Origin of the sequence: Kitasatospora sp. NPDC086009 (assembly GCF_044540385.1) — a bacterium.
GTDB lineage: Bacteria > Actinomycetota > Actinomycetes > Streptomycetales > Streptomycetaceae > Kitasatospora.
The window spans coordinates 200,964-226,176 of sequence record NZ_JBITSA010000015.1 but is presented as its reverse complement, the minus strand read 5'-3'; the positions used below and the strand labels follow the sequence as shown (position 1 = coordinate 226,176).

Genomic DNA, 25,213 nt, shown 5'->3' with positions numbered 1-25,213 from the left:
CCCGCCGGTGCGGCGGCACTCGGCGCGGTCGGCCGGGCACGAGGAGGAAGGCCATGATCGTCGACTGCGCGCACTACCGCGACGGACGCCGCCAGCACGAGGGCCCCATGCCGCTGGAGGAGGCGGCCGCGCGCTGCGCGCAGGGCGGGTTCGTCTGGCTGGGCCTGTTCGAACCGGCCCCCGAGGAGCTGGCCACCGTGCGCGAGGGCTTCGGACTGCACGAACTCGCCGTCGAGGACGCCCAGGCCCACCACCTGCGGCCCAAGGCCGAGCGGTACGAGGACGGCACCGAGCTGATCATCCTGCGCACCGCGCGCTACGACGACGACCGCGAGGAGGTCGACTCCGGCGAGATCAGCGTCTTCCTCGCCGAGCACTTCGTGATCACCGTCCGCCAGGGCATCGCCAGCGAGCTGGCCGGCGCCCGCAACCGGCTCGAACGCAGCCCCGAACTGCTGCGGACCGGCAGCGCCTCGACCCTGTGGGCGATCCTCGACCAGGTGGTCGACAGCTACGCGCCCGTCGTCACCGAACTCGAACGCGACATCGAGGAGATCGAGGCCACGGTGTTCTCCGGCACGGTCGCCCCGACCGAACGGATCTACTTCCTGCGCCGCGAGGCCACCGACTTCTACCGGGTCGTCCACCCCCTGCTCGCCGTGCTCGCCCGGCGGCTCCAGCCCGGCCGGTCGGCGCCCGAACTGCTGCCGTACTTCCGGGACGTGCACGACCACCTGCTGCTGGTCAACGAGGAGGTCGCCGCCCAGCGCGACCTGCTGGCCACCGTCCTGGAGGCGAACATCGCGGTGATCTCCGTCGAGCAGAACCGGATCAACCTCCGGCAGACCGCCACCATGGAGCGGCTCACCATCGTCGCGACCGTCTTCCTCCCGCTGTCCTTCGTGGTCGGCTTCTTCGGCCAGAACTTCGGCTGGCTGGTCGACCACATCGGCAGCCTCACCGCGTTCGTCGCGCTCAACGTCGGCGGCCTGCTGCTGCCGTGCGTGCTGCTGTACATCTGGCTGCGCCGGCGGCGCGCCCGCCCGGCACCCCCGGTCCCGGGGGCGAACAGCGCCGTCCGGCACACCCCGAGAGCCCCGATGGGGTAGGTAGGGCGGACGACCGCCCGCGGCGGATACCGGCCACCTGACGCGCGGCCTGTTCCCCACCCGCCCGCCGAGGCGTAGCGTGACCGCGTGAACGCGGACCCGGTCTCCCGGCACGACGTCGTGATCGTCGGCGGCGGCCACAACGCCCTGGTGGCGGCGGCCTATCTGGCCCGGGCCGGCCTCCGGGTGCTGGTCCTCGAACGGCTGCCGCAGGTGGGCGGGGCGGCGGTGTCGGCCCGGGCGTTCGCGGGCGTGGACGCCCGGCTGTCGCGCTACTCGTACCTGGTGAGCCTGCTGCCGCGCCGGGTCGTCCGGGACCTCGGGCTCCGGCTGGACCTGCGGCGGCGCCGGATCTCCTCCTACACGCCCACCGTCCGGGACGGCCGGCCGACCGGTCTGCTGGTGGACGCCGCCGACCCCGCCCGGACCGCGGCGTCCTTCCGGGCGCTGACCGGTGACCCGCGCGAGTGGGAGGCCTGGCAGAGCTTCTACGCGGCGACCGGGAAGCTCGCCGAGCGGGTGTTCCCGACGCTCACCGAGCCGCTGCCCGCCCGGGCCGGGCTGCGCCGGCGGGTCGCGGACGACGCCGTCTGGGAGTCGTTCTTCGAACGCCCGCTGGGCGAGACGATCGAGCGGACCTTCACCGACGACCTGGTCCGCGGCGTGGTGCTGACGGACGCGCTGATCGGCACCTTCACCCACGCCCACGACCCCTCGCTGCTGCAGAACCGCTGCTTCCTGTACCACGTGATCGGCAACGGGACGGGCGACTGGGACGTCCCGGTCGGCGGGATGGGCGCGGTGACGGGCGCGCTGGCCGAGGCGGCGCTGGCGGCCGGCGCGGAGATCCGGACCGGCTGCGAGGTCACCGCCGTCGCCACCGACGGCACCGGAGAGGCCGAGGTGTCCTACCGCCACCGGGGCGGCGAGGCCACCGCGGTGGGCCGCCGGGTCCTGGCGAACGCCGCCCCGGCCGTCCTGGCCCGGCTGCTCGGCGAGGACCCCGGGCCCGCCCCGGAGGGCGCCCAGCTGAAGGTCAACATGGTGCTGCGCCGGCTGCCACGGCTCCGGGACCCGGCCGCGGATCCCCGCGACGCCTTCGCGGGGACCTTCCACATCGCCGAGGGGTACCGGCAGTTGGAGACGGCCCACGCCGAGGCGTCGGCCGGCCGGATGCCCTCGATGCCGCCGTCGGAGATCTACTGCCACACCCTCACCGACCCGTCGATCCTCGGGCCCGAGGCGCTCCGGCAGGGGCTCCAGACGCTCACCCTGTTCGGACTGCACATGCCCGCGCGGCTGTTCACCGACCCGGCGGCCAAGGAGCTCGCGCTCGCGGCGAGCCTGGCCCGGCTCGACGAGGTGCTGGCCGAGCCGCTCGCCGACTGCCTGGCCACCGACGCCGCCGGGCGGCCGTGCGTGGAGGTCAGGACGCCGCTGGACCTGGAGCGGGAGGTCGGTCTGCCGGGCGGTCACATCTTCCACCGGGACCTCGCGTTCCCCTACGCGACCGGGGAGCCGGACGGCGCCGCCGCCCGCTGGGGCGTGGCGACGGCGCACCCGAACGTGCTGCTGTGCGGCGCGGGGGCGGTCCGCGGCGGCGGCGTCAGCGGCATCCCCGGCCACAACGCGGCACAGGCCGTCCTGGAGGACCTCGGGCCGTAGCCGCCGAACGGCCGCCGGCTCAGCGCACCGGCAGGTCCAGCACGGCCGGGTCGGCCCGCGTGGAGCCGAAGGTCACGGTGGAGCCGGACGGCGTGCGACCGCCGTAGAGGGCGTCCCGGGTGCCGAGCACCAGCGCGAGCCGGTGACCGGCGGGCAGGTCGTAGGCGGTGGCGAAGAGCGTGACGTCCAGCGGGAACGGCTGCCCCGGCGTCCGGTCGGACCAGCTCTGCGGGCCGTGCGAGATCAGCCGGCCCACGCCCAGCGCGTCCACGTCGTAGAGGTAGGCGACGGCCGTGCCCTGCGGGGCGGAGGCGGTCACCGTGGTGTGCACCCGGGCCGCGCCGCGCACCGCCAGGCCCCGCGGCCGGGGCGGCGACTGCCGGACGACGGCGGCGGAGCGGTCCAGCAGCGGGACGACCGCGGTCGGCGCCCGGTGGAGCACCTGGTCCGCCAGCCCGGACAGCAGGGCGACGCCGCCGCTGGCCCCGGAGGCGGCGTTGCCGCGCAGCGTCGACCGCCAGTCCCCGGCGACCGGTCCGCCGAGGTCCTCGGCCCCCAGCGCCAGCGTCTCGGTCCGGGAGCTGACGGCCTGCCAGTCGGGGCGGGCCTCGTGCGCACCGGTGGGGCGGACCGCCAGGTCGACCGGCGGACGCGAGTCGCCGGGGGCACCCTTGAGGTACTGGTCGAGCCAGGAACGGGCGCTGCTCCAGGCGGCGTTGGAGAGGCCGAGCAGGCCGGTGAACTCCTGGCTGGCATGGTCGCCCGGGCGCAGTTCGAGGCGCTTGGGCCCGGTGAGGCGCTGGTAGAAGGCTGTCACCTGGCCGGGGTTGAAGAAGCTGTCGCCCCAGGCGTTCGCCAGCAGGACGGCGGTGCCGTTGGCGTTGATGCGCTCCAGGTAGCGGGCCGGTGAGCGGGTGTCCGCCCACCGGACGACCTCGGGCAGGTCGCGGTCGGCGAAGAGGTCGTCCAGCACCCGGCTGAACTCGGGGCTCCGGCGGCCGGTCGGCGCCTGGATCCCGGCGAGCACCGCGGCCGCCTGGACGTGCCGGGTCTGCCCGCTGTACAGCGAGTCGGTCAGGTCGGCCCAGCCGCTCAGCGAGGCGACGGCCTTGATCCGGGGGTCGAAGGCGGCGCCGAGGAGGGTGAGGCCGCCGCCCAACGAGAGCCCCACCATGCCGATCCGCTCCGGGTCCGCCGGGGTCCGCGCCAGCGCCCAGTCGATCACCGTGGAGATGTCGGCGACGTCCTTCGGCCCGGCGACGTCGACCTCGCCGCCGGAGCCCCAGAAGCCGCGCACCGTGTAGGTGACGACCACGTAGCCCGCGGCGGCGAGCGCGTGGCCCTGGGCGACGTACTCCAGGTCGTTCTGCCCCCAGCTGGCCGGCTGCACCACCAGCGGGTACCGCCCCCGCGGGTCGGCCCCCGGACTGCCGGGGGCCGGGGCGAACACGTCCGCCTTGAGCACCACGCCGTCGTTCGCCGGGATGTCGGCCAGCCGGAACGACCCGACGGCGCCGGCGGCGGGGCCGGCTGCCGGGCCGCTCGCGGGGGTCGCCTCCGCGGCCGCCGCGGAGGCGGGCCGTGCGACGGCGGCCCCACCGAGCGCGAGCGCCGCCACCAGGACGGCACTGGCCGCCCGGCGGCCGGGACGGGGGTGGGATCGTTCCATCACTGCTCCCTCTGCCTTCGAACCACTGGAATCACGCGAATCCTCGGAGCCCGCTCGGAGCGACTCGGATCGCTCGGATCGCTCGGATCGCTCGGATCGCTCGGATCGCTCGGATTACGGAGGCCACTCGGACCATGCGGACACCACGGACCGCACGGACCTCGCGACTCCGCCCGGCCGTCGAGCCTAGCGAGCTGATGGCCCATCAGAGGAGGTGATGATCAGCCACATTACTCGCCAGTAGCCGTCGATGGATCACCCCACCACCCCGCCCCACCCCCGCCGATCGGCAGGGTCGCCGACCCGCCGAACGTCCGTAATGCGGCGTCCGGTGCCCGGTCATCGGACATGATCACCTACGCTACTGAGCAGTCATCAGTTCGACGGATGACCGAACAGCACATGAACCATCGAACAACCAGGGGGAAACCATGCTCCGTTGCATGTCCGCACTGACCGTCTCGGCCGTTCTCGCCGGTGGCCTGCTCCTCGCCGCCGCGCCCGCCCAGGCCGCGCCCGCCCAGGCCCGCGCCTCCGTCTCGGTCAACATCGGTGAGCTGCAGGTCCAGGCCGCCAAGCTGCGCCAGCAGGCCCAGCGCCTGCGCAGCCAGGGCCACTTCCAGGAGGCCAACGTCACGGACGCCCGCGCGGCCGCCATCGAGGCGCAGATCCGCCGCTACGAGGAGTGCGAGCGCAGCGTCCACTGCTGACCGGTCCACCCGGGAGACCCCCGCGACGCGGCGCCCCGGCGCTGCGACGCGGGGGTCTCTCCGCGTTCCCCGCTACGGCCGGCCCGGGGCGGCGGGGCCGCCCGGCCGGCGGGTGTGGGCGAGGAGCGCCGGGACGACGACGTCCCACGTCCCCTCGGGAAAGACCTCGTGCCCGGTGCGTTCGAGGGCGAGGAAGCGGGCGCCGGGAATCTCCGCCGCCAGGGCGCGCCCGTGCTCGACCGGGAACAGCGGGTCCTCGTCGCCGTGGAGCACCAGGGTGGGCGCGGTGATCCCGCCGAGCCGGTGGCGCCAGGGGCGGCCGGCATCGAGGAGGTAGGGGTTGGTCGACTGGGCGGCGATGTCGGCGGCGTGGTTCACGACCCGGGCGGCCAGCCGGCGCACGGCGTCCTCGTCGAACGGCCGCGAGACGGCGGCGAAGGGACGCTCGCCCTCGACGATCGAGGCGATGACGGCGTCCCGGTCGGACCAGTCGACCCCACCACCGCCGTCCGCTCCGGCCTCGCCGTCACCGTCCTCCACTCCGGGCCCGGGGCCGGGCCCGGCCCCGGAACCGGCCTCGGACTGGGCCTCGGACCGGGCGAAGAAGGCCGCGAGCCGGTCCGACATCGGCGGGAGGTCCGCCTGCTCCTGTCCGGGGATGCCGGGCGTGGACGACGCGCAGGTGAGCGTGGCCACCCGCTCCGGGTGGTCGAGGGCCAGCAGCTGGCCGACCGCGGCGCCCTGCGACATGCCGACGACGTGGGCCGCGCCCAGGCCGAGGGCGCCGATCAGGGCGGCGGCATCGTCGGCCAGGTCCGGCAGCCCGTACGGCGGAGCGCCCACCGGGTAGGTCGTCGATCCCCCCGCGTCGCGGCTGTCGTACCGGATGACGAACCTGCCGCCGTCGGCCAGCCGCCGGACGAAGCCGTCGCTCCAGTTGAGCGCGCAGTGGCCCGCGCCGTGGATCAGCAGGACGGCGGGATCGGCGGGATCGCCGAGGAGGTCGGCGCTCAGCTCCGCGCCGTTGACCTTGAGGATGCGCCGGCCGGTCGCCATCGGGCCGCTCCTTCGAGGATTTCCGTCACGTGTCACGACGACCCTACGGCCAGGCGGGTCGTTCCCCGGCGAACGTCCGCACCCGACCGGTGGGTGGTGCGCTTCGGTCCCGTCGCCCGTGGGCAGTCTTCCCGGGCGGGGGCACGGATGCGAGGAGGACGGCATGCGCCAGGACGAGGCCAAGCACTTCGACGAGCGGACGGCGGCGGGTGACACCGCCGCCGAGCCCGGCGGCGCGGCCGATCCCGAGGCCCGCTACCGCCGTTCCTCGGCCTTCCTCATCGACGAGGCCCTCGGCTTCCTCTTCCCCGCCGCCCTCCGCGCCGCCGCCGACGTCGGCGTGGCCGACCACCTCGCGGACGGCCCCCGCACGCCCGCCGAACTCGCCACCACGACCGGCCTGGACGCCCGCAGCCTGCACCGGGTGCTGCGCCTGCTCGCCACCCGGGGCGTGGTGGCGGAGGACGACGCGGGCCGGTTCACGCTGACCGACGCCGGGCAGGCGCTGCGCAGCGACGTCCCCTGCTCGGCCCGGACGGCCGTGCAGATGCTCACCGACCGCACCATGTGGCAGCCGGCCGGCGAGCTGACGAGCTGCCTGACCGAGGGCACCGCGTCGTTCGAGGCCATCTTCGGCATGCCGTTCTTCGACTGGTTCGCCCAGGACGCGCGGACCGCCGCCGTCTTCCACGGCGGCATGGCGGCGATGTCCGACGCCGAGAACGCGGTCATCGCGGCGGCCTACGACTTCCCGGAGACCGGCACCGTCGTGGACGTCGGCGGCGGCCACGGCGGCCTGCTGCTGGAGGTGCTGCGCCGCAACCCGGGCGTGGCGGGCGTCCTCTACGACCGCGCCCACGTCCTGGCCGGCCATCGCCTCGACACCGACAAGGAGATCGCGGGCCGCTGGACCCTCGCGGAGGGCGACTTCTTCGCGTCCGCACCGCCCGGCGACATCCACCTGCTCAAGCGCATCACGCACGACTGGGACGACGAGACCTGCGTGACCCTGCTGACCAGCTGCCGCCGCTCGCTCCACCCGGGCGGCCGCGTCCTGGTCCTGGACGCGGTGGTCCCCCGGGGCAACGCCCCGCACCAGTCCAAGACCCTGGACCTGATGATGATGGCCTCCCTCACCGGCCGCGAACGCACCGAGGCGGACTTCGCCGCCCTCTTCGACCGCGCCGGCCTACGCCTCTCCCGCCTCCTCCCCACCCCCACCGTCCTTTCCGTGGTCGAGGCCGTTCCGGCCTGACGGATCATCATGTACGGCTCGAAGGCGGTGGTCCCGGCTCCCGGGTCGAGTCGGCGGGGAGGAGTTCGGCGGTGCGGTGGGCGACCTCGTGGTGGAGGGCGTCGCGGACGACCCGGACGGCGGGGTGGGTCACCGCCTCGCGCCGTACGGCCAGCGTGATCGGCAGCCGGATGTCGACCTCGTCCGGCAACAGCCTTCGCAGCAGGGCCCGTTCGGCGAGGAAGGCCGGCAACACGCCGATCCCTGCGCCGAGTCGGGTGGCTTCGACCTGGGCGAAGACGTTGGTGGAGGAGAACGCGGGTGTGACGCCCGGCAGATGGCGTTCGATGTCGAGGTCGCCGACCTGGAGCATCGAGTCGATGTAGAAGATCAGCGGATGCTCCCGCAGCTCGGCGACCGAGCCGGGCGGGCCGCACCGCGCGAGGTACTCGTCGGCGGCGTACAGGCCCAGCGCGTAGTCGGTCAGGTGCTCGGTCACCAGGCGGCTGCGCGGTGGCCGGCCGATTGCCAGGGCGAGGTCGAAGCCGGCCGGGCGCAGATTCAACTGCCGCGTGGCCGTGATGAGTTCGACGCGCAGTCGGGGGTGGCGCCGGCGTACCCGGGCCAGTGCCGGGGTGGCGAAGACGGTGCCGAAGCCGTCCGGGGCGCTCACCCGGACGGTGCCGTGCAGGGACGGCGCGTCCTGACCGGAGACCGCGTCGACGACCCGGACGAGGGCGTCCTCGATCGCGCGGGCGCTGTCCGCGACGGACCGGCCGGCGTCGGTCAGGCCCCAGCCCTCCGTGCCGCGTTCGATCAGCCGTACCCCGAGGCTCTTCTCCAGCGCGGTGATCCGGCGGGACACCGTGGTGTGGTCCACGCCGAGCGCGTCGGCCGCGCTGACCAGCCGGCCCGTGCGGGCGACGGCGAGCAGGTACCGCAGGTCGTCCGCGCGGAGTGCGCGCGGGTCGGGACCGCCGTGCTCCGGCCGCGGCGGCGGCTCCGGGTCGTCGCCGACCGGGCGGGTACGGGAGGGCACCGGGGCAGCGTATCTGCATTCGCGCACACCCCGTCTGCACGATTGGTGCTTGAGCGCACGACTCGGGGGCGGCAGAGTCGGGGCACCGTCGGCCGGCGCACCCGGCCGCCGTTCCTCCCCGCGTCGAGAGGGTCCCCCATGGTCGCCGGCCTGTCCCTGCCCCGGATCGTGCGCGTCGGCCGCGGCGCCGTCGAGGAACTGGGCGACGTCGTCGCCGGACTGGGGCTGAGCCGGCCCCTGCTCGTCACCGACGCGTTCCTGGTCGGGACCGGCGCGGCGGAGCGGGTGACCGCGACACTGGTCCGGGCCGGGCTTAGCCCCCGCCTGTTCGCCGGCACCGTGCCCGACCCGACCACCGACTCGCTGGCCGCGGGCCTGGAGGCGCTGCACGGGCACCGGGCGGACTCGGTCATCGGGTTCGGCGGCGGCAGCCCGATGGACAGCGCCAAGGCGCTCGCCCTGCTGGGCGTCCAGGGCGGTCGGATGCGCGACTACAAGGCGCCGCGCGTCAACCACGGGCCGGCGCTCCCGGTGATCGCCGTCCCCACCACCGCCGGCAGCGGCTCGGAGGCGACCCAGGTCACCGTCATCACCGACAGCGGCACGGACGAGAAGATGCTCTGCCTGGGCCCGGCGTTCCAGCCGATCGCCGCCGTCGTCGACGCGGACCTGACCCTGTCGATGCCGCCCCGGCTGACCGCCGACACCGGCGTCGACGCCCTCACCCACGCCGTCGAGGCGTACGTCAGCCGCAAGGCCAACGCCTTCTCCGACGGTCTGGCTCTCACCGCGATCGCCACCATCGGCCGCCATCTGCGCCGCGTCTACGCGGACGGTTCGGACGCCGTGGCGCGCGAGGCCATGATGCTCGCCGCGACCCAGGCCGGGATGGCCTTCTCGAACTCCAGCGTCGCCCTCGTACACGGCATGAGCCGTCCGATCGGCGCCCACTTCCACGTCGCCCACGGCCTGTCGAACGCGATGCTGTTCCCCGCGGTGACCGCCTTCTCGGTGGCCGCGGCCCCCGGCCGGTACGCCGACTGCGCCCGGGCCCTGGGCGCCGCGAGCGCGACGGACGCCGAGGGCGCGGCCGCCGCCAAGCTCGTCGACGCCCTCCACGAGCTCTGCCACGACCTGGCCGTCCCCACCCCCCGCGCCCACGGCATCGACCCGGCCGCGTGGGCCCGGCTGACGCCCCTGATGGCCGAGCAGGCCCTGGGGTCGGGCTCCCCCGCCAACAACCCCGTCGTGCCCACCGCCGAGCAGATCCAGGAGCTCTACGCCCGGATCTACGCCTGATCACCGCCGACGCCCGCCGGGCTCACCCGCCGCAGGGCCAGCCGCGCGTAGGCCCGCACGTCCGCGTCGGAGTCGGCGAGCCGTTCCCGCGGGCCCGCGGCGACCGCCTGGTCACCGGTCGACCGGGTCAGGGCCCGTACGGCGGCCTCGCGGACGTCCGGGTTGTCGTCGCCGAGCAGGGCGACCAGCGGGGGCAGCAGCCCGGCGGCGCCGAGCGCGCCGGCGGCCGCGGCCGCGGGGCCGGCCCCCGGCTCAGTTCGGCGCCGCGGCCACGGCCACCGGCGACGAGCCGCCGGGCACCAGCAGCCGCGGCGCCCCGCCGCCGTCCGCCGGCACGCTCCAGACGTCGGTGCCCTTGCCGCCCTGGCCGGGCAGCGCGTACCCGAGCGTCTCCCCGTCGAGCCAGACCGCCTGGTCGTCCACGCTGCGCGACTCGGCCAGCGGGTGCTCGCCCATCCCCGCCAGCTCCAGCACGTGGAGCCGCCAGGGCGCCGCCGGGTCGGTCGAGACCTTCTTCTTGAAGGCGATCCGGGTGCCGTCCGGCGAGAGCGAGGGGCACTCCACGTTCTCCCGCAGGGTGCGGGCCGACCAGGCCCGCAGGTCCCCCTCGACCAGGTGGGTCCGGCCGCCGGTCGAGACGGTGGCGTAGAAGCGGTTGTCGTCGGCGGCGAAGCTGACGCCCCAGTAGTTGACGTCGGCGGCGTGGTAGCGGGCGCCGTCGACGGTCAGCGGGATGGACTCGATGGACTTGACCAGGTAGCCGGTACGCAGGTCCAGGACCGACGTCCGGGTGGAGAAGGTGCCCGCCGCGTAGGAGTCCCCCACCGCGAAGGCGGTCCAGGCGAGCAGGTGCCCGGAGGCCGACACCCGGGCCCGGTTCGGGATCCCGGGCACCGTCACCGACTGGAGCTCGGTGAACTTCCGGTCGTACACCACCGCCTGGGTCCGGGCCGGGGTGCCGGGCAGCGCGCGCAGGCACAGCGCCCGGTCCCCCGCGGCGTGGAAGCGGACGCAGGACGGGCCGTCCGCCACCCCCGGACTGCGGGCGACCCGCCCGGTGGCGGAATCCCGGTAGTAGAGCCCGGGCTCGTCCAGGGTGAACGAGCTAGCGGCGGCGACCAGCCGCTGCCCGCCGCCGCGTTCCCTGGCGTGCAGGACGTACCCCAGCGAACCGCCCAGCAGCACCAGGGCCGCGGTGATCAGCACCAGCGAACGCGCTTTCACGAGACCTCCCTCTCCGGCCGCTCCGGCAGGATCCGCCGTGCCGCGACGAGTGCGGCGGCCAGCGCGAGCGCGGCCGCCGCCAGGGCCGGACGCGGCCCCCACCACGTCCAGGCCGCACCGAAGCCCGCCGCGCCGACCAGCCGGGCCAGCGCCTGACCGGTCTGCAGCACCGCGAGCCCGCTCGCCCGGCCGTCGAGCGGCAGGACCGGCCCGGCGAGTGCCATCAGCACACCGTCCGTGGCGGCGTAGAAGACGCCCAGGAGGACCAGGACGAGTACGGTGGCCGGCCAGCCCGGCGGGGCCATCACCACGAGGTAGGCCGCGAGCAGCGCACCGTGCCCCCAGAGGAACGGGGTGCGCCGCCCGGACCGGTCCGCGATCCGGCCCGCCGGTACGGCCAGCAGCAGGTAGCACGCCGCGGCGCCGAGCGGCAGCAGCGGGAAGAGCAGGGCCGGTAGGTCCAGGCCGCGCTGGAGCAGCAGGTAGAGGAAGGAGTCGCCGATCGTCGCGGCGCCCAGCAGCACGGCGGCCGTGACGACCCGCCGGAACACCGGGTCGCCGAGTGCCCTGGGCTTCTTCCCCGTCCTGCCGCGCTCGCCGGTCTTCCCGCCGGCCGGCCTCGGCTTCACGCCGACCGCCGGCCTCGGCTTCACGCCGACCGCCGGCCTCGCCCCGGCCGGGACGAAGAGCACCAGCACCAGCACGCCGAACAGCCCGGTGGCGAAGCTGACCACGAAGACCGCGTCGTACGCGTCCGCCGTCGCCCACAGCACCACGAACGCGACCAGGGGGCCGAGCAGCGCCCCCGTGGTGTCCATCGCCCGGTGCACCCCGAACGCCCGGCCGAGCTCCTCCGGCGGCGCGCTGAGCGAGATCATCGCGTCCCGCGGCGCGGTCCGCACGCCCTTGCCGAGCCGGTCGGCGGCCAGCGCGGCGGCGATCCCGGCGGCCGCGCCGCCGGCCAGCAGCAGCCCGAGCCGGGAGAGCGCCGACAGCAGGTAGCCGACCCCGGCGACCGTCCGGTGCCGGCCGCCGCCGCGGTCGGCGAGCTTGCCGCCGAGCAGCCGGACCAGTGCCGTCGCCCCGTTGAACAGCCCGTCGAGGAAACCGAATTGAAGCGGCGAGAGGCCGAGCCCCAGCACCAGGTAGAGCGGCAGCACGGCGGTGACCATCTCCGAGGAGACATCGGTGACCAGGCTGACCGCGCCGAGCGCGACGACCGTGCCCGGGACGCGCCGTCCCGCCCCGGCGGGGCGGGACGGCGCGTCCGGACGGCGGCCCGTGGTGGCGAGGTACATCATCAGTGGCAGCTGTACTTCGGGCTGGTGTCCTTGACCTGGCCGTCCGTCCCGACGTAGCTCCAGCCGTAGCCGGAGTCGGTGAAGTCCAGCTTCAGCACGCCGTAGTCACCGCTGATCCGCTTCTGGCTGTTCGGCTGGACCTGCTCGATCGGGTAGGGTTCGGCGCCGCCCATCCCGCCGACGATCTCGACGATCCCGTCCGCGGTCGCCTTCCCGTCCGGGTCCTGCGGGGCGAACCGCTCGTAGTGGTGGTCGTGCCCGTTCAGCACCAGGTCGGCCTTGGCCCCGTAGAGGATCTTCCACACCGGCCGGGAGACCGGGTCGTTGCCGTGGCCGCCGGAGGAGTACAGCGGGTGGTGCCAGTAGGCGGCGATGCACTTCTTCCCGTTGGCCGCCAGGTCGGCCTTCAGCCAGTCGATCTGGGCGCTCTGGTCGAAGGCGTTGGAGTCCAGCGCGACGAAGTGCCAGTTGCCCTCGTCGAAGCTGTAGTAGCTCTTCCCCTGCGGGTAGGCGATGCTGCCGAAGTACGCCTTGTACCCGGCGAGCGACCCGGCCGGGTCGTAGGTCTCGTGGTTGCCCGGCACCGGGTGGGTCTTCGCCTTGAACGCCCCCCAGGTCTTGTCGTAGTAGGCCTTGAAGTCCGCCAACCGGGCGTCGTCGTACTGGCTGTCACCCATCGTCAGGTAGAACTTGGGGTTGATCTGCTGGGCCAGCGCGGCCGTCTTCGGGTGCGCGCAGCCGCTGTCCGCGACGGTGCACTGGGCGGCGATGTCGCCCGCCGCCACCACGGTGAACGCCCCGCCCGGCGCGGTACCGGTCGGCGAGGGGGTGCCGGTCGGCGACGGGGTGCCGTCCGGCACTCCGTACACCTGCATCTCGAACAGCGAGTACCCGTACGACGTCGCGCGCGCCGTCCCGTACATCCGGACGTAGCGGCCCTGTCCGGCCAGCCCCGTCCAGTCGTCCGTCCCGCCGTTGCCGGCCTTCTCCTCGGCCACCGCCGTCCAGGTCACCCCGTCCGCCGACACCTCCAGCCGGTACGCCTTCGCATAGGCGGCCTCCCAACTCAGTTTCACCCGGGAGACGTTGGCGCTCACCCCGAGGTCGACCCGCAGCCACTGCGGGTCCTTCCCCTCCACACTGGCCCACCGGGTGGAGGTACTCCCGTCGAACGCCTTCCCCGCCGCGTACGACGACCCCTCGGTGGAGGAGGCCGTCGCGGCCTTCCCCTGCGAGAGCAGCGGGTCGACCGCCGCCCCCGCCTGCCCGGACCAGCCGAGCACCAGGCCGCCGAGCAACGTGATCACAGCGGCGAACACTCCGACACGAACAGGTCTTGCCGAGACACCCAGACGCATCCCTGAACTCCATGACCTTGAGTAGATGGCGAGAGCTGGACTCCGGTCCACAGCACACGAACTCACCGGGCGAGCGGCAACCGCGCCACCGCAGCGGCCGGGTCAGAGCTCTCGCTGAGCACGTCACACCCCCTTCGAGCCGGGGTGCCGTGCCAAGCCGCCGACCGACAGCCTAATGGATAGTAAAGTTCCCTACCAATAGTTCGGCGGCACCGAACTTCCGCCCGCCCAGCGGATCATGGCCCTGTCCGAACGCCTCGCCGGACCCGTCTCCACGGCCCCGACCGACCGCCGGAGTGCCCGCTACCGCCTCGGACCTGCGGCCGCGTACGCCGCGGCGCCGGTCGCGAACAGGGCCCACGCCGTCCCGGTGGACGCCGCCGTGCCGGGCAGAACGGCCATCCAGTGGAGCACCTGCCCGGCGGTGCCGCCCGGCGGCGGTACGAGGAGGGTGAACGCGAGCCCGGCCGCCGTGGGGGCGCCCGCCGGGCCCCGTCCCGCCGGGAGCGCCCTCGCGCGCCGGCCGGTCAGGCCGCACCGGCCGGCCCCCGCCGGTCGTCGCCGGTCCTCGCGCCGCACGCGGTGGCCCTCGGCCCGCCGGACCCGTGCGACGGCAGCGGGGCGCGTCCTCAGGCCCGGCCGGCCGGCCGCAGTTCGCGTTCGAGCGCGGCCAGCGCGAAGGCGTGCGCGGAGGCGTGCTGCCAACGGGCCCGCCCGAACATCACGTCCCCGGAGAGCCCGTTGAGCATGGCCACCGCCCTGATGACGAACTCGGTAGGGTCCACGTCGGCGAACTGCCCCAGCGCCCGCCCCTCCCGGAGGACGGCCTCCAGCCGCTCCTCCCAGATGTCGGACAGGTCGGTGAGGACCTGCCGGCCGGCGTCGTCGTGGCACTGGGCCAGCACCTGCGTCCACAGCGCGTAGCGTTCGTCGCCCGGGTGGCGGGGCAGGTAGTAGCGGACGAACAGCGCCAGTTTCTCGGCGGGGGACGCGGCCTCGTCCGCGGCCCGCTCGAACCGGGAGCCGAGGTCCGCCTCGCTCCACGCGAGGACCTCCAGCAGCAGCCGGTCCTTCTTGCCGAAGTGGTAGAGGATGTGCCCGGTGCTCATGCCGGCCCGCGCGGCGATGTCCGACATCCGCACGGCCGCGGTGCCCTTCTCGGCGATGACGCTGATGGCGGCCCGCATCGCCCGCCCCCGCGCCTCGTCGCCGCTGGGCTGGCGCTTCCGGTCGACCGCGGCCGGGGCGGGCTGGGGAGCGGCGCCCGGTTCAGTGCCCGTCCCAGCACCCGACGCGCCGCCCGCCTCGGCACCCTGCGCGGCACCCGTCACCGGCTCGGTCTCTCGCGTCGACATGGCCGCACCTCGATCCTGGGGGTCTAGATCCGTAGTCTAGACTGAAATTCTAGTCAGTGCGCCGGAGGCGTGGCGGCCGCGAACGCGCGACCGGCCCGCCGCCCGGCGATCCACCTGCCCGACCCCCACCCAGGAGGCACCCGCATGACGCGCGGATTCGACGTTGTGGAGACCTGTATCGCCGACCTGCGCGAGGCACTGGAGAAGGGCCGGACCACCGCGGTCGAGCTGCTCGACGCCTACCTCGCACGGATCGACGCGTACGACCGGCCCGGCACCGCCACCGCCCTCAACGCGATGGTCGTGATGAACCCGGACGCCCGCGCCGAGGCCGAGGCCTCCGACGCACGCCGCGCGCGCGGCGAGACGCTCGGCCCGCTGGACGGCATCCCGTACACCGCGAAGGACAGCTACCTCGCGAAGGGGCTGACGGCCGCCGCCGGTTCGCCGGCCTTCGAGCACCTCGTCGCCCGGCGCGACGCCTTCGCCATCGAGCGGCTGCGCGCGGGCGGGGCCGTCCTCATCGGCCTGACCAACATGCCGCCGATGGCGAACGGCGGCATGCAGCGCGGCGTCTACGGCCGCGCGGAGAGCCCGTACAGCGCCGACTGGCTCACCAGCGCCTACGGCTCCGGCTCCTCCAACGGCTCCGGCACCGCGACCGCCGCGTCGTTCGGCGCGTTCGGCCTCGGCGAGGAGACCTGGTCCTCGGGCCGGGCCCCCGCCTCCAACAACGCGCTGTGCGCCTACACGCCCAGCCGCGGCGTGATCTCGGTGCGCGGCAACTGGCCGCTCGTGCCGACCATGGACGTCGTGGTCCCGCACACCCGCACCATGGCCGACCTGTTCGAGCTGCTCGACGTCATCGTCGCCGACGACCCGGAGACCCGCGGCGACCTGTGGCGCGCCCAGCCGTGGGTGCCGCTGCCCGCCGCCTCCCGGGTGCGGCCCGCCTCGTACCCGGCCCTCGCCCCCGCCGACGCCGGGGCGGCGCGCGCCGCGCTCGCCGGCAAGCGCGTCGGCGTGCCCAGGATGTACATCAACGCCGACCCCGAGGCCGGGACGAACCCCGAGGGCGGCATCGGCGGCCAGACCGGACAGCGGATCGACACCCGCCCCTCGGTGATCGCCCTGTGGGAAGCCGCACGCCGCGACCTGGAGGCCGCCGGCGCCGAGGTCGTCGAGGTCGACTTCCCCGTCGTGTCGAACTACGAGTCCGACCGCCCCGGCACGCCCTCGCTGCTCACCCGCGGCCTGGTCGGCCGTGACTACCTCACCGTCGAGATCGAGGACCTCTCCGCCTGGGCGTGGGACGACTTCCTGCGGGCCAACGGTGACCCGCAGCTCGCCACCCTCGCCGAGGTCGACGGCGACCGCATCTGGCCCGAGCGGCAGGGCGAACTCCCCGACCGCTACGCCGGCTTCGACGACTCGATCGGCGACTACCCGCGCTTCGTCCGCGAGCGCCCGTACGCCTCCTTCACCGACATGCCGCACCTCGAAGCGGGCCTGCGCGGACTGGAGGAGACCCGCCGGGTCGACCTGGAGGAGTGGATGGACGAACTGCGCCTGGACGCCGTCGTGTTCCCCGCGGTCGCGGATGTCGGCCCTGCCGACATGGACGTCTCCGAGGCGTCCGCCGACCTCGGCTGGCGCAACGGCGTCTGGGTCGCCAACGGCAACCTGGTCCCCCGCCACCTCGGCATCCCCACGGTGACCGTGCCCATGGGCACCATGACCGACACCGGCATGCCCGTCGGCCTCACCTTCGCCGGCCGCGCCTACGACGACAACGCGCTCCTGACCCTCGGCGCCGCCTTCGAGGCGACGGCCCCCCGCCGCACGGAACCGCCGCGCGCCCCTCGACTGCCCGCCGAGTGACGTGACGTGACGGGGCGGGGGCGGGGGCGGGGCGGGGGTCTCCCCGCTCCGCCCCGCCGCTGGCGCGGGACGCGAGGGCGCGCCGCCCGACATGTCCGCCGACGTCCGAATGTGTCCCGATCGATCAGGAATCGAGAAGCGCGGGCCACGGCGTTGCCTCTAGCCTCCACGCCATGGACATCAGCATTCACACCACCACCCTTCCGCACGACGACCCGGACGCGTCACTGGTCTTCTACCGCGACGTCCTGGGCTTCGAGGTCCGCAGCGATGTCGGGCAGGGCAGGATGCGCTGGATCACGGTCGGCCCGGCCGGGCAGCCGGGCACGTCGATCCTGCTGGCGCCGCCCGCCGCCGACCCCGGCATCACCGAGGACGAGCGCCGCACGATCACCGAGATGATGGCCAAGGGCACCTACGGCTGGATCCTGCTGGCCACCCCGGACCTCGACGCCACCTTCGAGAAGGTGCAGGCCGGTGACAGCGAGGTCGTCCAGGAGCCGACCGACCAGCCGTACGGCGTCCGCGACTGCGCGTTCCGCGATCCCGCGGGCAATCTGATCCGCATCCAGGAACTGCGCTGAGCCGTACGGGTACCGGCGCGGCTGTGCGAGCCGCCGCGCGACCACCCGTGAGGGGTGCCGGCGGCACGTGGACGCGTCCGGGGGCAGCCGTCTCGGCCACCCCCGGTCGCTCGAAGGCGCCGATGGGCAGGGCAGACGGACAGGGCAGACGGAGAACGAGGGGGTTCCCATGTGCAGGCCGGAATGGCGGCGAGCGCTCGTCCAGGCGCAGCGCCTGGCCGACTTCGCGCGGTTGCGCCGCGTCCGCGATCGGATCGACCGGGAGTACGCGCGGCCGCTGGACGTGGCGGCGCTCGCCCGCGACGCGAACATGCCCGCCGGGCAGCTGAGTCGGGAGTTCCGCGCCGCTTACGGCCGGTCGCCGTACGCGTATCTGATGGCGCGTCGCATCGAGCGGGCGGCGGCGCTGCTGCGGCGGGGCGACCTCGGCGTCACCGAGGTCTGCCGCGCGGTCGGCTGCGCGTCGCTGGGTACGTTCACCACCCGCTTCACCGAGCTGGTCGGCATGCCGCCAGGAGCCTTCCGGCGCCGGGCGGCGGACGCGGCGGGTGCGGCGGGTGCGGCAGATGCGGCGGACGCGGCGGACGCGGCGGCCGGCCGTCCCGCTCCTGCGGCGGGGCCGGCGATCATCCTGGACGGGATGCCCGCGTGGGTGGCGAGGCGGGTCGCGAGACCGGTCAGGAATCGAGAAGCCCCGGCCGCCGGGCAGCGCCTAGCGTGATGGTCATGGCAACCACCGCTTCCACCGCAGCCCACACGTCCCTCGCCTCCGTCACCCTTGAGGTGGCCGACCCCGAGGCCGCCCTCCGCTTCTACCGCGCCTTCGGCGTGGACACGCACATCCGCCTGCGGGCGTCCGGGGCGCACTCCACCGGATTCCGCGGCTTCACCCTGGCGCTCACGGTGTCCGGGCCCGCGACCGTCGACGGCTTCGTCGGCGCCGCCGTGGACGCCGGGGCGACCGTCCTGAAGCCCGCCGCGAAGTCGCTGTGGGGCTACGGCGGCGTCGTCCAGGCCCCGGACGGGACGATCTGGAAGATCGCGACCTCCGCGAAGAAGGACACCGGCCCCGCCACCCGCGAGATCGACGAGGTCGTCCTGCTGCTCGGTGTCGAGGACGTGAAGGCCACCAAGCAGGTCTACGTCGACCGGGGCCTGACCGTGGCCAAGAGCTTCGGCGGCAAGTACACCGAGTTCGCCCCCGGTGGGGCCGGCACCGTCAAGCTGGCGCTGTACAAGCGCCGCGCGCTGGCCAAGGACCTCGGCGTCCCCGTCGACGGCACGGGCTCGCACCGCATCGTCCTCGGCAGCGCCGCCGGGGCCTTCACGGACCAGGACGGGTTCGTCTGGGAGGCCGCCGAGGCGCTCGCCCCCACGCCGTCCTGACGACGGGCCGCGCCTCCGATGGGCCACCGGGTCCTGCGCGCCCAGCCCCGATCGATCGTCCGCGCCGCCGACGACAGCCGGGCCCCGGCCCGGATCGCCGACGCGTACACCCCCACACGTCGCGTACACCTCCACCAGTAGCGCACACACATCCACCAGTACAAGGAGTGAGCCATGAAGGCGCACGTCAGCTCCATCCTCCTCGGCGTCCGGGACATGGACCGGGCCAAGCGGTTCTACACCGAGGGGCTCGGCTGGAAGATCCAGAACGACTACGGCATCTCGGTGTTCTTCGCATCGGACGGCGCCTCGCCGGTCGGCTTCTACGGCCGCGAGGGCCTGGCCGAGCAGGTCGGCACGGACCAGGAGGGCAGCGGCTTCAGCGGCCTGGTCCTGACCTACGTCGTCCGTAGTGAGGCACGGGTCGACGAGATCATGGCGGAGGCCCAGCAGGCCGGCGCCACCGTCCTCAAGCCCGCCGGCGCTCTGCCGTGGGGCGGGTACGGCGGCACCTTCGCCGACCCGGAGGGCTACATCTGGAGCCTCGGCTACAGCGCCCAGGGAACCGACCAGCCCTACGCCGAGTAACCGCGATCGCGGAGGACCTACGAGCGGGTCGCGAGCCCCGTGACCCGCGCCCGCTCGGACGCCCCGCGGCGACCGCTACCGCCGGGACGGCCGCCCCACCCCCGGCGCCTCACGTGAGCCGTCTGCCGACCGGTCTAGACGAGGGACCCGCCGCCGTCGAGCGTCAGCACGGAGCCGGTCGCGAAGGGGTTGCCCAGCAGGAGGAGATAGGCCGCCGCGGCGTCCCCGGGCTGCCCGACCCGACCGGCCGGGAGCCCGCCGCCCTGGCTCCGGAAGAACGCTTCCGGTTCCGGGACGAGGCCGTCCCACAGTTCGGTCCGCACGACGCCGGGGCGTACCGCGTTGACACGGATCCCCCGCGGGGCCAGGTCCAGGGCGAGCGCTCGGGTCAGGGACTCGATCGCTCCCGTCGTGCTGGCGGGGATCGGCGAGCCGGGCAGCGGGCGGGTCGCGACCACTCCGGACGTGACGACGATCGAGCCGCCCGGACGGATGGCCGGCACCGCGTACTTCACGGCCAGGAAGGCTCCCCAGTAACGGACTTCGAAGCCGGCGCGGGCCTCGGCCGAGGTGAGGTCCTCGATCCCCTTCAGGAGCAGGGTGTCTCCGGCCGTGTAGACGAGGTGGTCGAACTCGCCGAGTCCGGCGAAGAACGCGGCGATCGAGGACTCGTCCGTCACATCGATGCGACGGCCCTCGGTGTCGCCGGGCAGCGTGTCCGCGGCCGCGTCCACGCGTTCCTGGCTGCGCGAGGCGACGACGACGCGGGCTCCGTCCTTCGCGGCCTGCTCGGCGACCGCGTAGCCCATGCCCGAGGTGCCGCCGATGACGACGATCTTCTTCTGGTTCAGTGTCATGAGGTGAAGCTATGCCAGTGCCGCGAGACGATGAATGGCCAAGGATCTCGATCCGCTGTCCGATCGTCTCGATCCCCCGGCACTATGATCGCGTCGTGGACATCCTGAGCGACACCCTGGCCGCACTGCGAACGGGACGTCCCAGCGCCGTCCGCACCGAGGCGCGAGCGCCGTGGGGCTTCCGCGTCCAGGCCGTCGTCGGGGCCGCGTTCCATGTGGTCGGCGAGGGCCGGTGCCTGCTCGTACCGCCGACCGGGGACCCGATCGAACTCGGCGCGGGCGACGTGGTCTTCCTGCGCCGGAGCAGCGGCCACGTCCTGACCGACTCGCTGTCGAGCCCGGTCGTGGACTTCGCTCCGGTACCGGTCGACGCGGGTTCGCCGATCGGCCGCCTCGTCGCCGACGGCCCCGGCGCGCGGACCCGCCTGCTGTGCGGCGCCTACAAGCTCGACGTGGACCACCGGCATCCGCTGCTGCGCGAACTCCCGGAGGCCATCCACCTTCCCGCCCGCCCGGGGCGTCATCCGGCGCTCCAGGCGACGGTCGATCAGCTCTGCGTCGAGATGAACGCCCCGCGGCCCGGATCCGACGCCGTCGTCGGGTCGCTGATGGACCTGCTCCTCGTCTACATCCTGCGCTGCTGGTACGACGAGCAGTCGCACGAGCGCGCCGGGGGCTGGGCGGCGGCCCTCACCGATCCGGTGATCGCACCGGCGCTGCATGCCATCCACGAGGACCCCGGGCATCCGTGGACCGTCGAATCCCTCGGCGGCAGAGCGGGCTTGTCCCGGGCGGCCTTCGCCCGGCGCTTCACCGCCGTGGTCGGCGATCCGCCGTTGAGCTACCTGACGACGTGGCGCATGACGACGGCCGGACGACTCCTGCGGGACGGCGACCTCTCCCTGACCACCGTCGCGGCGAAGAGCGGGTACACGTCGGAGCTCGCGTTCGCCAAGGCCTTCAAGCGCCACTTCGGAGCCCCACCGGGCGCCTACCGCCGCGAGGCACGGGCCCGCCGGCCCGGCCGATGACCCCGGCCACGGTGCCGGAGACCCGGTACCGGGAGAGCAGTACGCGCTGCCGGCCGGTCTCCGTCCTGATCCTGCCGAACCCACCTTCCTCCTGAGCCCCCCGACTACGCTTGTCCCGGTCACGGCCAAGACCGAACGAGGGGGGATCACCCATGCCGTACGAGATCGGCGCGAAGGTGAGGCTGACCAGGGATGTGCAGGTCAGCGCGGACGGCATGACGGCCGGAACCGGCCTCCCCGGTCCGCTGTTCCTGGCCGGGGGCTTGACGGGCATCGTCTCCGGCTCGGCAGTACAAGCCGGCGGCGCGTCCCCGGACATGCTCGCGAGCTTCGACCAGCAAGTCCGCGGCAGCCGGTTCGACAGCTTCACCGCCGGCCTGATCGACGACCTCCGTCAGCGGGTCGTCGGGATGGGAGCAGTGGGCGCCGGAGCCGGCGCTCGGACCAGGTACACGGTGCGTTTCGAGAACGGCTTCGTTCTCGGCGGTCTCGAAGAAGACTGGCTGGCCGGAGCCTGAGTGTCCGCCACCGCGCAGGCGCGGTGGCGGACACTCAGGCCGGGTAGCCGATCGAGCCCAGCGGTGGGCAGGGGATGAGTGTGGTGCCGGCGCCGGGGCGTTCGACGAAGGCCCTGGCCTCGGCGGCCTGTTGGCGTCGGGTCTCCAGCTCGTCGGCGTGCCAGGCGTCGATCCGGGCCCGGGGGTAGTCCCACGAGTCGTCGATGAGACTGAGGCTGGTGTTGCCGGCGCTGCGCTGGAACTCCGCCTTCACGGCGGCTTGTTGGAGCGCGGTCTGGACGGCGGCGAGATCGATGCGGGTGATCAGGACGCCGAGGGTGTTCGGTTCACGGGTCGGCATGGGGGCCTGCGGGAGCAGCGACACCCCGGTGTCGAGGCGGCCGATGTTGTCGACGCTCGCGTCCTGGGCCTCCCGCACCGCGATCCGCATCTCCTGGTGCAACCAGAAGAACTCGTCGAGGTCGGCCTGGGTGATGCGCATCCGCTCGTACAGGGCACGAAAACGGGGGTCCTGGTGCAACGGGACCAGGACAGCCGCGTGGAGTGCCACGCAGTCGTTGAAGCCCCCTGCCACGGCGGCCTCGAAATGGAGGATGGCCAGTTCCGCATCTCCCTGCGCGCACGCCAGCTCACCGAGGCTCGCACGGCCCGACGCGGCGAGCCACGCACCGTCGGGGCCGAGCGCCGCGGCACGCGCGACGAGGTCGTGGAGGCCCCTGGTCCCCGCCGCGGCGGGTCCTTTGGTCAGGAACTCCACCAGCACTTCGTGCAGACGGGTGGCCAGCGAGCTGACGGTGTCGACCATGGATCCTCCTCGGGCCTCGGCAGTTCATCGTCGATTCTGCGGTAGCCCCTGGAAAGGACGGGCGGACGGAAGGAGCGGTTCCCGCCGCCGGGACCCGTCGGGCAGGAGAGCGGGTCGAGAACGAGAACGCCCTCCTGCTCACCGCGGACAGCACGACGATGCCGGGCCCCCGGCCGCATCACGCCCCGATCCGACCGGAAGCGACCCGCGCACCGTCCCTCCCCCTGACCTGAGCCCAGACTTATCTCCCCATCACCCCATGGATCAACCGCCCGTGGCCGGGCGAACGTTGTCCGATGCGGCACCAGCCTCATTCATTCGCTCGATGAGTGGCGATCAGGTCGCGGTACCAGGCGTACGAGGCCTTCGGCGTGCGCCGCTGCGTCTCGAAATCGACGTGGACGAGGCCGAAGCGCTGGTGGAACCCCTCGGCCCATTCGTAGTTGTCGAGCAGTGACCAGGTGTAGTAGCCGCGCACGTCCACGCCGTCGGCGACCGCTGCGGCCACCGCGTCGAGGTGGCCGGCGAGGTAGTCGATGCGGGGCTGGTCGTCGAGGGTGTCGGTGGTCGAGCAGCCGTTCTCGGTGATGGTGACGGGTGGGAGGGCGGCGCCGTAGCGCTGCCGCAGGCCGACGAGGAGTTCGCGCAGGCCGTCGGGGACGACAGGCCAGCCGAAGGCGGTGCGGGGGACGCCCTCGATGGGGGCTTCGGCGAAGGGGAGGCCGGGGTCGGTGGGGGCGGCGATGCGGGTGGGGTTGTAGTAGTTGACGCCGAGACCGTCGAGGGGCGTCCCGGCGATCAGCTTCAGGTCGCCGTCCCGGACGCTGCCCCCGAGGTCGGGGCCGACGCCGTAGGCGGCGAGGTCGGGGTAGCGGCCGAGCAGGAGCGGGTCGGTGAACAGGCGGTTGTGCAGGGCGTCGTAGGCCTGCGCGGCGACCAGGTCGGCTTCCGAGGAGGAGTCGGGCCAGACCGGGGTGAGGTTGTTGGCGATCATCACCTGCAGGCCGCGCTCGCGCAGGGCGGCGGCGGCCAGGCCGTGGCCGAGCAGTTGGTGGTGGGCGGCCGGGAGCGCGTCCAGCATCAGGGTCCGGCCGGGGGCGTGGATGCCCATCGCGTAGCCGTAGACCATGTGCACGAAGGGCTCGTTGAGGGTGATCCAGGCGGGTACCCGGTCGCCGAGCCGGTCCGCGGCCACCGCCGCGTACTCGGCGAACCGGTACGCGGTGTCGCGGTTCAGCCAGCCACCGGCGTCCTCCAGGGCCTGCGGGAGGTCCCAGTGGAAGAGCGTGGGCAGCGGGGTGATGCCGGCGGCGAGAAGGGCGTCCACCAGCCGGTCGTAGAAGTCGAGCCCGGCGGGATTGACCGGGCCCGCGCCGGTCGGCACGATCCGGGGCCAGGCGATCGAGAACCGGTAACCGTCCAGCCCGAGGCCCCGCATCAGCGCGATGTCCTCGGGATACCGGTGGTAGTGGTCGCAGGCCACCGCCCCGGTGTGCCCGTCCCGCACCGCACCGGGCCGGGCGGCGAACACGTCCCAGATTGAAGGCCCGCGGCCGTCCTCCTCGACGGCCCCCTCGATCTGGTAGGCCGCCGTGGAGACGCCCCAGCGGAACCCGGACGGCAGTTCAAGTCGAGCCTGCATGACAACCTCCTACAGAAACGCGAGGAGGGCTCATGTTACTGGCCGGACGCCGAAGCACCAGAGGTGGACGGCCAGGACATCCGGAGGTTGACGTGCCACCGCGGACCCGTCGGCATCGGCGACCCCGCGCCGACATCGCCCCGAAAGCCTGACCAAGCCCCGGGCGCGGGCGCGTTGCGCCGACCGCACCCGTCCGGCAAGGGCGGCCGCCCGGCCCGGCGGAAGCGCCGGGCCGGGCGGCCGGGGCGGGTCAGTCGACGGGGTTGAGCGCCCACTGCTGGTTCGTCTTCGCCGGGCCGCCCGGGGACCACTGGATCACGGGCGTGGTGTCACTCGGGTCCCCGCCGGAGACGTCGAGGACGAGGCCGCTGTGGAAGTTGACGACGGCCGAGGTGGCGCCGTTCACGTTGACCTTGCCCCAGCGCTGGTTGGCGCCGCCGTTGCACGTCCACTGGTTGACCGCGGTGCCCTGGTCGGTGCTCCAGCCCGGCACCTCAAGGCACTTGCCGCTGTACACGTTCACGAGGAAGCCGTCGCTGACCCGCCACTGCTGCGCGGTGTCGGAGCACCAGGACGACTGGCGGACCGGCGCACCGTCGTCGGTGCGGAAGTCCACGACTCCCAGGCACTTGCCGGTCTCGGCGTTCTGGAGCGCCACCGTGGAGTCGGCCGAGAGCGGGACGTAGGACATCCCGGACGCCGAGGCCGGGGCGGCGGCCAGCAGCCCGGCGCCGAGCCCGAGGGCGACCGCAGTGGCGGCGGAGCCGAGACGGCGCTTGGCAAGGACGTGGTTGTTCATGGTTCCCCCATGGGATCTCTGTACCTGTGCTTCGGATCGAGACACCCGGGCTTCCCGACCGTCTCAACCTCATAGACGTGCCGACCCCGGCGAGGTTGCAGGT

At 73.9% G+C, this 25,213-nt stretch carries 23 protein-coding genes and 1 pseudogene; 12 read left to right on the top strand and 12 right to left on the bottom strand.

From position 1 onward, the window contains the following. The first annotated feature begins 53 nt into the window (after positions 1–53). Both ACIF6L_RS29895 and ACIF6L_RS29890 read left to right on the top strand, forming a co-directional pair. On the top strand, positions 54–1,109 hold the full coding sequence (locus ACIF6L_RS29895) for a magnesium and cobalt transport protein CorA (protein WP_396490619.1): 1,056 nt from the start codon (positions 54–56) through the stop codon (positions 1,107–1,109). An 87-nt stretch (positions 1,110–1,196) separates the two neighbouring features. Continuing rightward, entirely contained in the window at positions 1,197–2,774 is a 1,578-nt protein-coding gene (locus ACIF6L_RS29890; protein WP_396490617.1) for a phytoene desaturase family protein, read from the top strand. 19 nt (positions 2,775–2,793) lie between these two features. On the opposite strand, the gene ACIF6L_RS29885 is transcribed toward ACIF6L_RS29890, so the two are convergent. Continuing rightward, positions 2,794–4,443 (bottom strand): CocE/NonD family hydrolase, encoded by a 1,650-nt coding sequence (locus ACIF6L_RS29885; RefSeq protein WP_396490615.1) that lies wholly within the window; start codon positions 4,441–4,443, stop codon positions 2,794–2,796. Between the two features lie 443 nt (positions 4,444–4,886). Between ACIF6L_RS29885 and ACIF6L_RS29880 the strand changes: the two genes are divergently transcribed. After that, complete coding sequence (locus ACIF6L_RS29880) at positions 4,887–5,153, top strand: hypothetical protein (protein ID WP_329491065.1); 267 nt, start codon at positions 4,887–4,889, stop codon at positions 5,151–5,153. 72 nt (positions 5,154–5,225) lie between these two features. On the opposite strand, the gene ACIF6L_RS29875 is transcribed toward ACIF6L_RS29880, so the two are convergent. Next, on the bottom strand, positions 5,226–6,209 hold the full coding sequence (locus ACIF6L_RS29875; protein WP_396490613.1) for an alpha/beta fold hydrolase: 984 nt from the start codon (positions 6,207–6,209) through the stop codon (positions 5,226–5,228). A gap of 163 nt (positions 6,210–6,372) precedes the next feature. Here ACIF6L_RS29875 and ACIF6L_RS29870 point away from each other — a divergent pair, with 163 nt between their 5' ends. Beyond that, entirely contained in the window at positions 6,373–7,464 is a 1,092-nt protein-coding gene (locus tag ACIF6L_RS29870; protein WP_396490611.1) for a methyltransferase, read from the top strand. 7 nt (positions 7,465–7,471) lie between these two features. Here ACIF6L_RS29870 and ACIF6L_RS29865 read toward each other — a convergent pair whose 3' ends face one another. After that, positions 7,472–8,482: a LysR family transcriptional regulator gene (locus ACIF6L_RS29865; RefSeq protein WP_396490610.1), complete on the bottom strand. Its 1,011-nt coding sequence runs from the start codon at positions 8,480–8,482 to the stop codon at positions 7,472–7,474. 138 nt (positions 8,483–8,620) lie between these two features. Here ACIF6L_RS29865 and ACIF6L_RS29860 point away from each other — a divergent pair, with 138 nt between their 5' ends. Next, on the top strand, positions 8,621–9,781 hold the full coding sequence (locus ACIF6L_RS29860) for an iron-containing alcohol dehydrogenase (protein WP_396490608.1): 1,161 nt from the start codon (positions 8,621–8,623) through the stop codon (positions 9,779–9,781). On the opposite strand, the pseudogene ACIF6L_RS29855 reads toward ACIF6L_RS29860, so the two are convergent. The 5 genes and pseudogenes from ACIF6L_RS29855 to ACIF6L_RS29835 all read right to left on the bottom strand — a co-directional run. Then, positions 9,772–10,005, bottom strand: a pseudogene (locus ACIF6L_RS29855) (HEAT repeat domain-containing protein); the annotation flags it as partial. The gene ACIF6L_RS29860 and the pseudogene ACIF6L_RS29855 sit on opposite strands and share 10 nt — an antisense overlap. Positions 10,006–10,033: 28 nt before the next feature. Further along, positions 10,034–11,005, bottom strand: a complete 972-nt coding sequence (locus tag ACIF6L_RS29850; protein ID WP_359811502.1) for a hypothetical protein — start codon at positions 11,003–11,005, stop codon at positions 10,034–10,036. Continuing rightward, on the bottom strand, positions 11,002–12,303 hold the full coding sequence (locus tag ACIF6L_RS29845; RefSeq protein WP_396490630.1) for an MFS transporter: 1,302 nt from the start codon (positions 12,301–12,303) through the stop codon (positions 11,002–11,004). The genes ACIF6L_RS29850 and ACIF6L_RS29845 overlap by 4 nt, the downstream gene beginning before the upstream one ends. A gap of 2 nt (positions 12,304–12,305) precedes the next feature. Further along, the gene (locus ACIF6L_RS29840) at positions 12,306–13,613 is read right to left on the bottom strand and encodes a discoidin domain-containing protein (RefSeq protein WP_396490606.1); all 1,308 of its coding nucleotides are present in this window, start codon (positions 13,611–13,613) and stop codon (positions 12,306–12,308) included. A gap of 680 nt (positions 13,614–14,293) precedes the next feature. After that, positions 14,294–15,019 (bottom strand): TetR/AcrR family transcriptional regulator, encoded by a 726-nt coding sequence (locus ACIF6L_RS29835; protein ID WP_396490604.1) that lies wholly within the window; start codon positions 15,017–15,019, stop codon positions 14,294–14,296. A gap of 144 nt (positions 15,020–15,163) precedes the next feature. On the opposite strand from ACIF6L_RS29835, the gene ACIF6L_RS29830 reads away from it, so the two are divergent. From ACIF6L_RS29830 to ACIF6L_RS29810, 5 genes are all read left to right on the top strand, one after another. Continuing rightward, positions 15,164–16,900, top strand: coding sequence for an amidase (locus ACIF6L_RS29830; RefSeq protein WP_396490603.1), 1,737 nt, complete (start codon positions 15,164–15,166; stop codon positions 16,898–16,900). A 173-nt stretch (positions 16,901–17,073) separates the two neighbouring features. Further along, entirely contained in the window at positions 17,074–17,484 is a 411-nt protein-coding gene (locus ACIF6L_RS29825) for a VOC family protein (RefSeq protein WP_359811412.1), read from the top strand. A gap of 169 nt (positions 17,485–17,653) precedes the next feature. Next, on the top strand, positions 17,654–18,205 hold the full coding sequence (locus ACIF6L_RS29820; RefSeq protein WP_396490602.1) for a helix-turn-helix transcriptional regulator: 552 nt from the start codon (positions 17,654–17,656) through the stop codon (positions 18,203–18,205). Further along, the gene (locus ACIF6L_RS29815) at positions 18,205–18,870 is read left to right on the top strand and encodes a glyoxalase (protein ID WP_396490600.1); all 666 of its coding nucleotides are present in this window, start codon (positions 18,205–18,207) and stop codon (positions 18,868–18,870) included. The genes ACIF6L_RS29820 and ACIF6L_RS29815 overlap by 1 nt, the downstream gene beginning before the upstream one ends. 174 nt (positions 18,871–19,044) lie before the next feature. Continuing rightward, a complete protein-coding gene (locus ACIF6L_RS29810; protein WP_359811419.1) occupies positions 19,045–19,458 on the top strand; it encodes a VOC family protein in 414 nt (137 codons plus the stop codon). A gap of 134 nt (positions 19,459–19,592) precedes the next feature. Here ACIF6L_RS29810 and ACIF6L_RS29805 read toward each other — a convergent pair whose 3' ends face one another. Continuing rightward, complete coding sequence (locus tag ACIF6L_RS29805; RefSeq protein ID WP_359811422.1) at positions 19,593–20,315, bottom strand: SDR family oxidoreductase; 723 nt, start codon at positions 20,313–20,315, stop codon at positions 19,593–19,595. A gap of 95 nt (positions 20,316–20,410) precedes the next feature. On the opposite strand from ACIF6L_RS29805, the gene ACIF6L_RS29800 reads away from it, so the two are divergent. Both ACIF6L_RS29800 and ACIF6L_RS29795 read left to right on the top strand, forming a co-directional pair. Further along, positions 20,411–21,346, top strand: a complete 936-nt coding sequence (locus tag ACIF6L_RS29800; RefSeq protein ID WP_396490598.1) for an AraC family transcriptional regulator — start codon at positions 20,411–20,413, stop codon at positions 21,344–21,346. Between the two features lie 152 nt (positions 21,347–21,498). Further along, positions 21,499–21,864, top strand: coding sequence for a hypothetical protein (locus ACIF6L_RS29795; protein WP_396490596.1), 366 nt, complete (start codon positions 21,499–21,501; stop codon positions 21,862–21,864). Positions 21,865–21,898: 34 nt separating this feature from the next. Here the strand turns inward: ACIF6L_RS29795 and ACIF6L_RS29790 are convergent, their stop codons facing one another. From ACIF6L_RS29790 to ACIF6L_RS29780, 3 genes are all read right to left on the bottom strand, one after another. Further along, positions 21,899–22,669, bottom strand: a complete 771-nt coding sequence (locus ACIF6L_RS29790; RefSeq protein ID WP_396490595.1) for a hypothetical protein — start codon at positions 22,667–22,669, stop codon at positions 21,899–21,901. A gap of 310 nt (positions 22,670–22,979) precedes the next feature. Continuing rightward, positions 22,980–24,311, bottom strand: a complete 1,332-nt coding sequence (locus tag ACIF6L_RS29785; protein WP_396490594.1) for a GH1 family beta-glucosidase — start codon at positions 24,309–24,311, stop codon at positions 22,980–22,982. A gap of 250 nt (positions 24,312–24,561) precedes the next feature. Next, positions 24,562–25,110: an RICIN domain-containing protein gene (locus ACIF6L_RS29780; RefSeq protein WP_396490592.1), complete on the bottom strand. Its 549-nt coding sequence runs from the start codon at positions 25,108–25,110 to the stop codon at positions 24,562–24,564. Positions 25,111–25,213 lie beyond the last annotated feature (103 nt).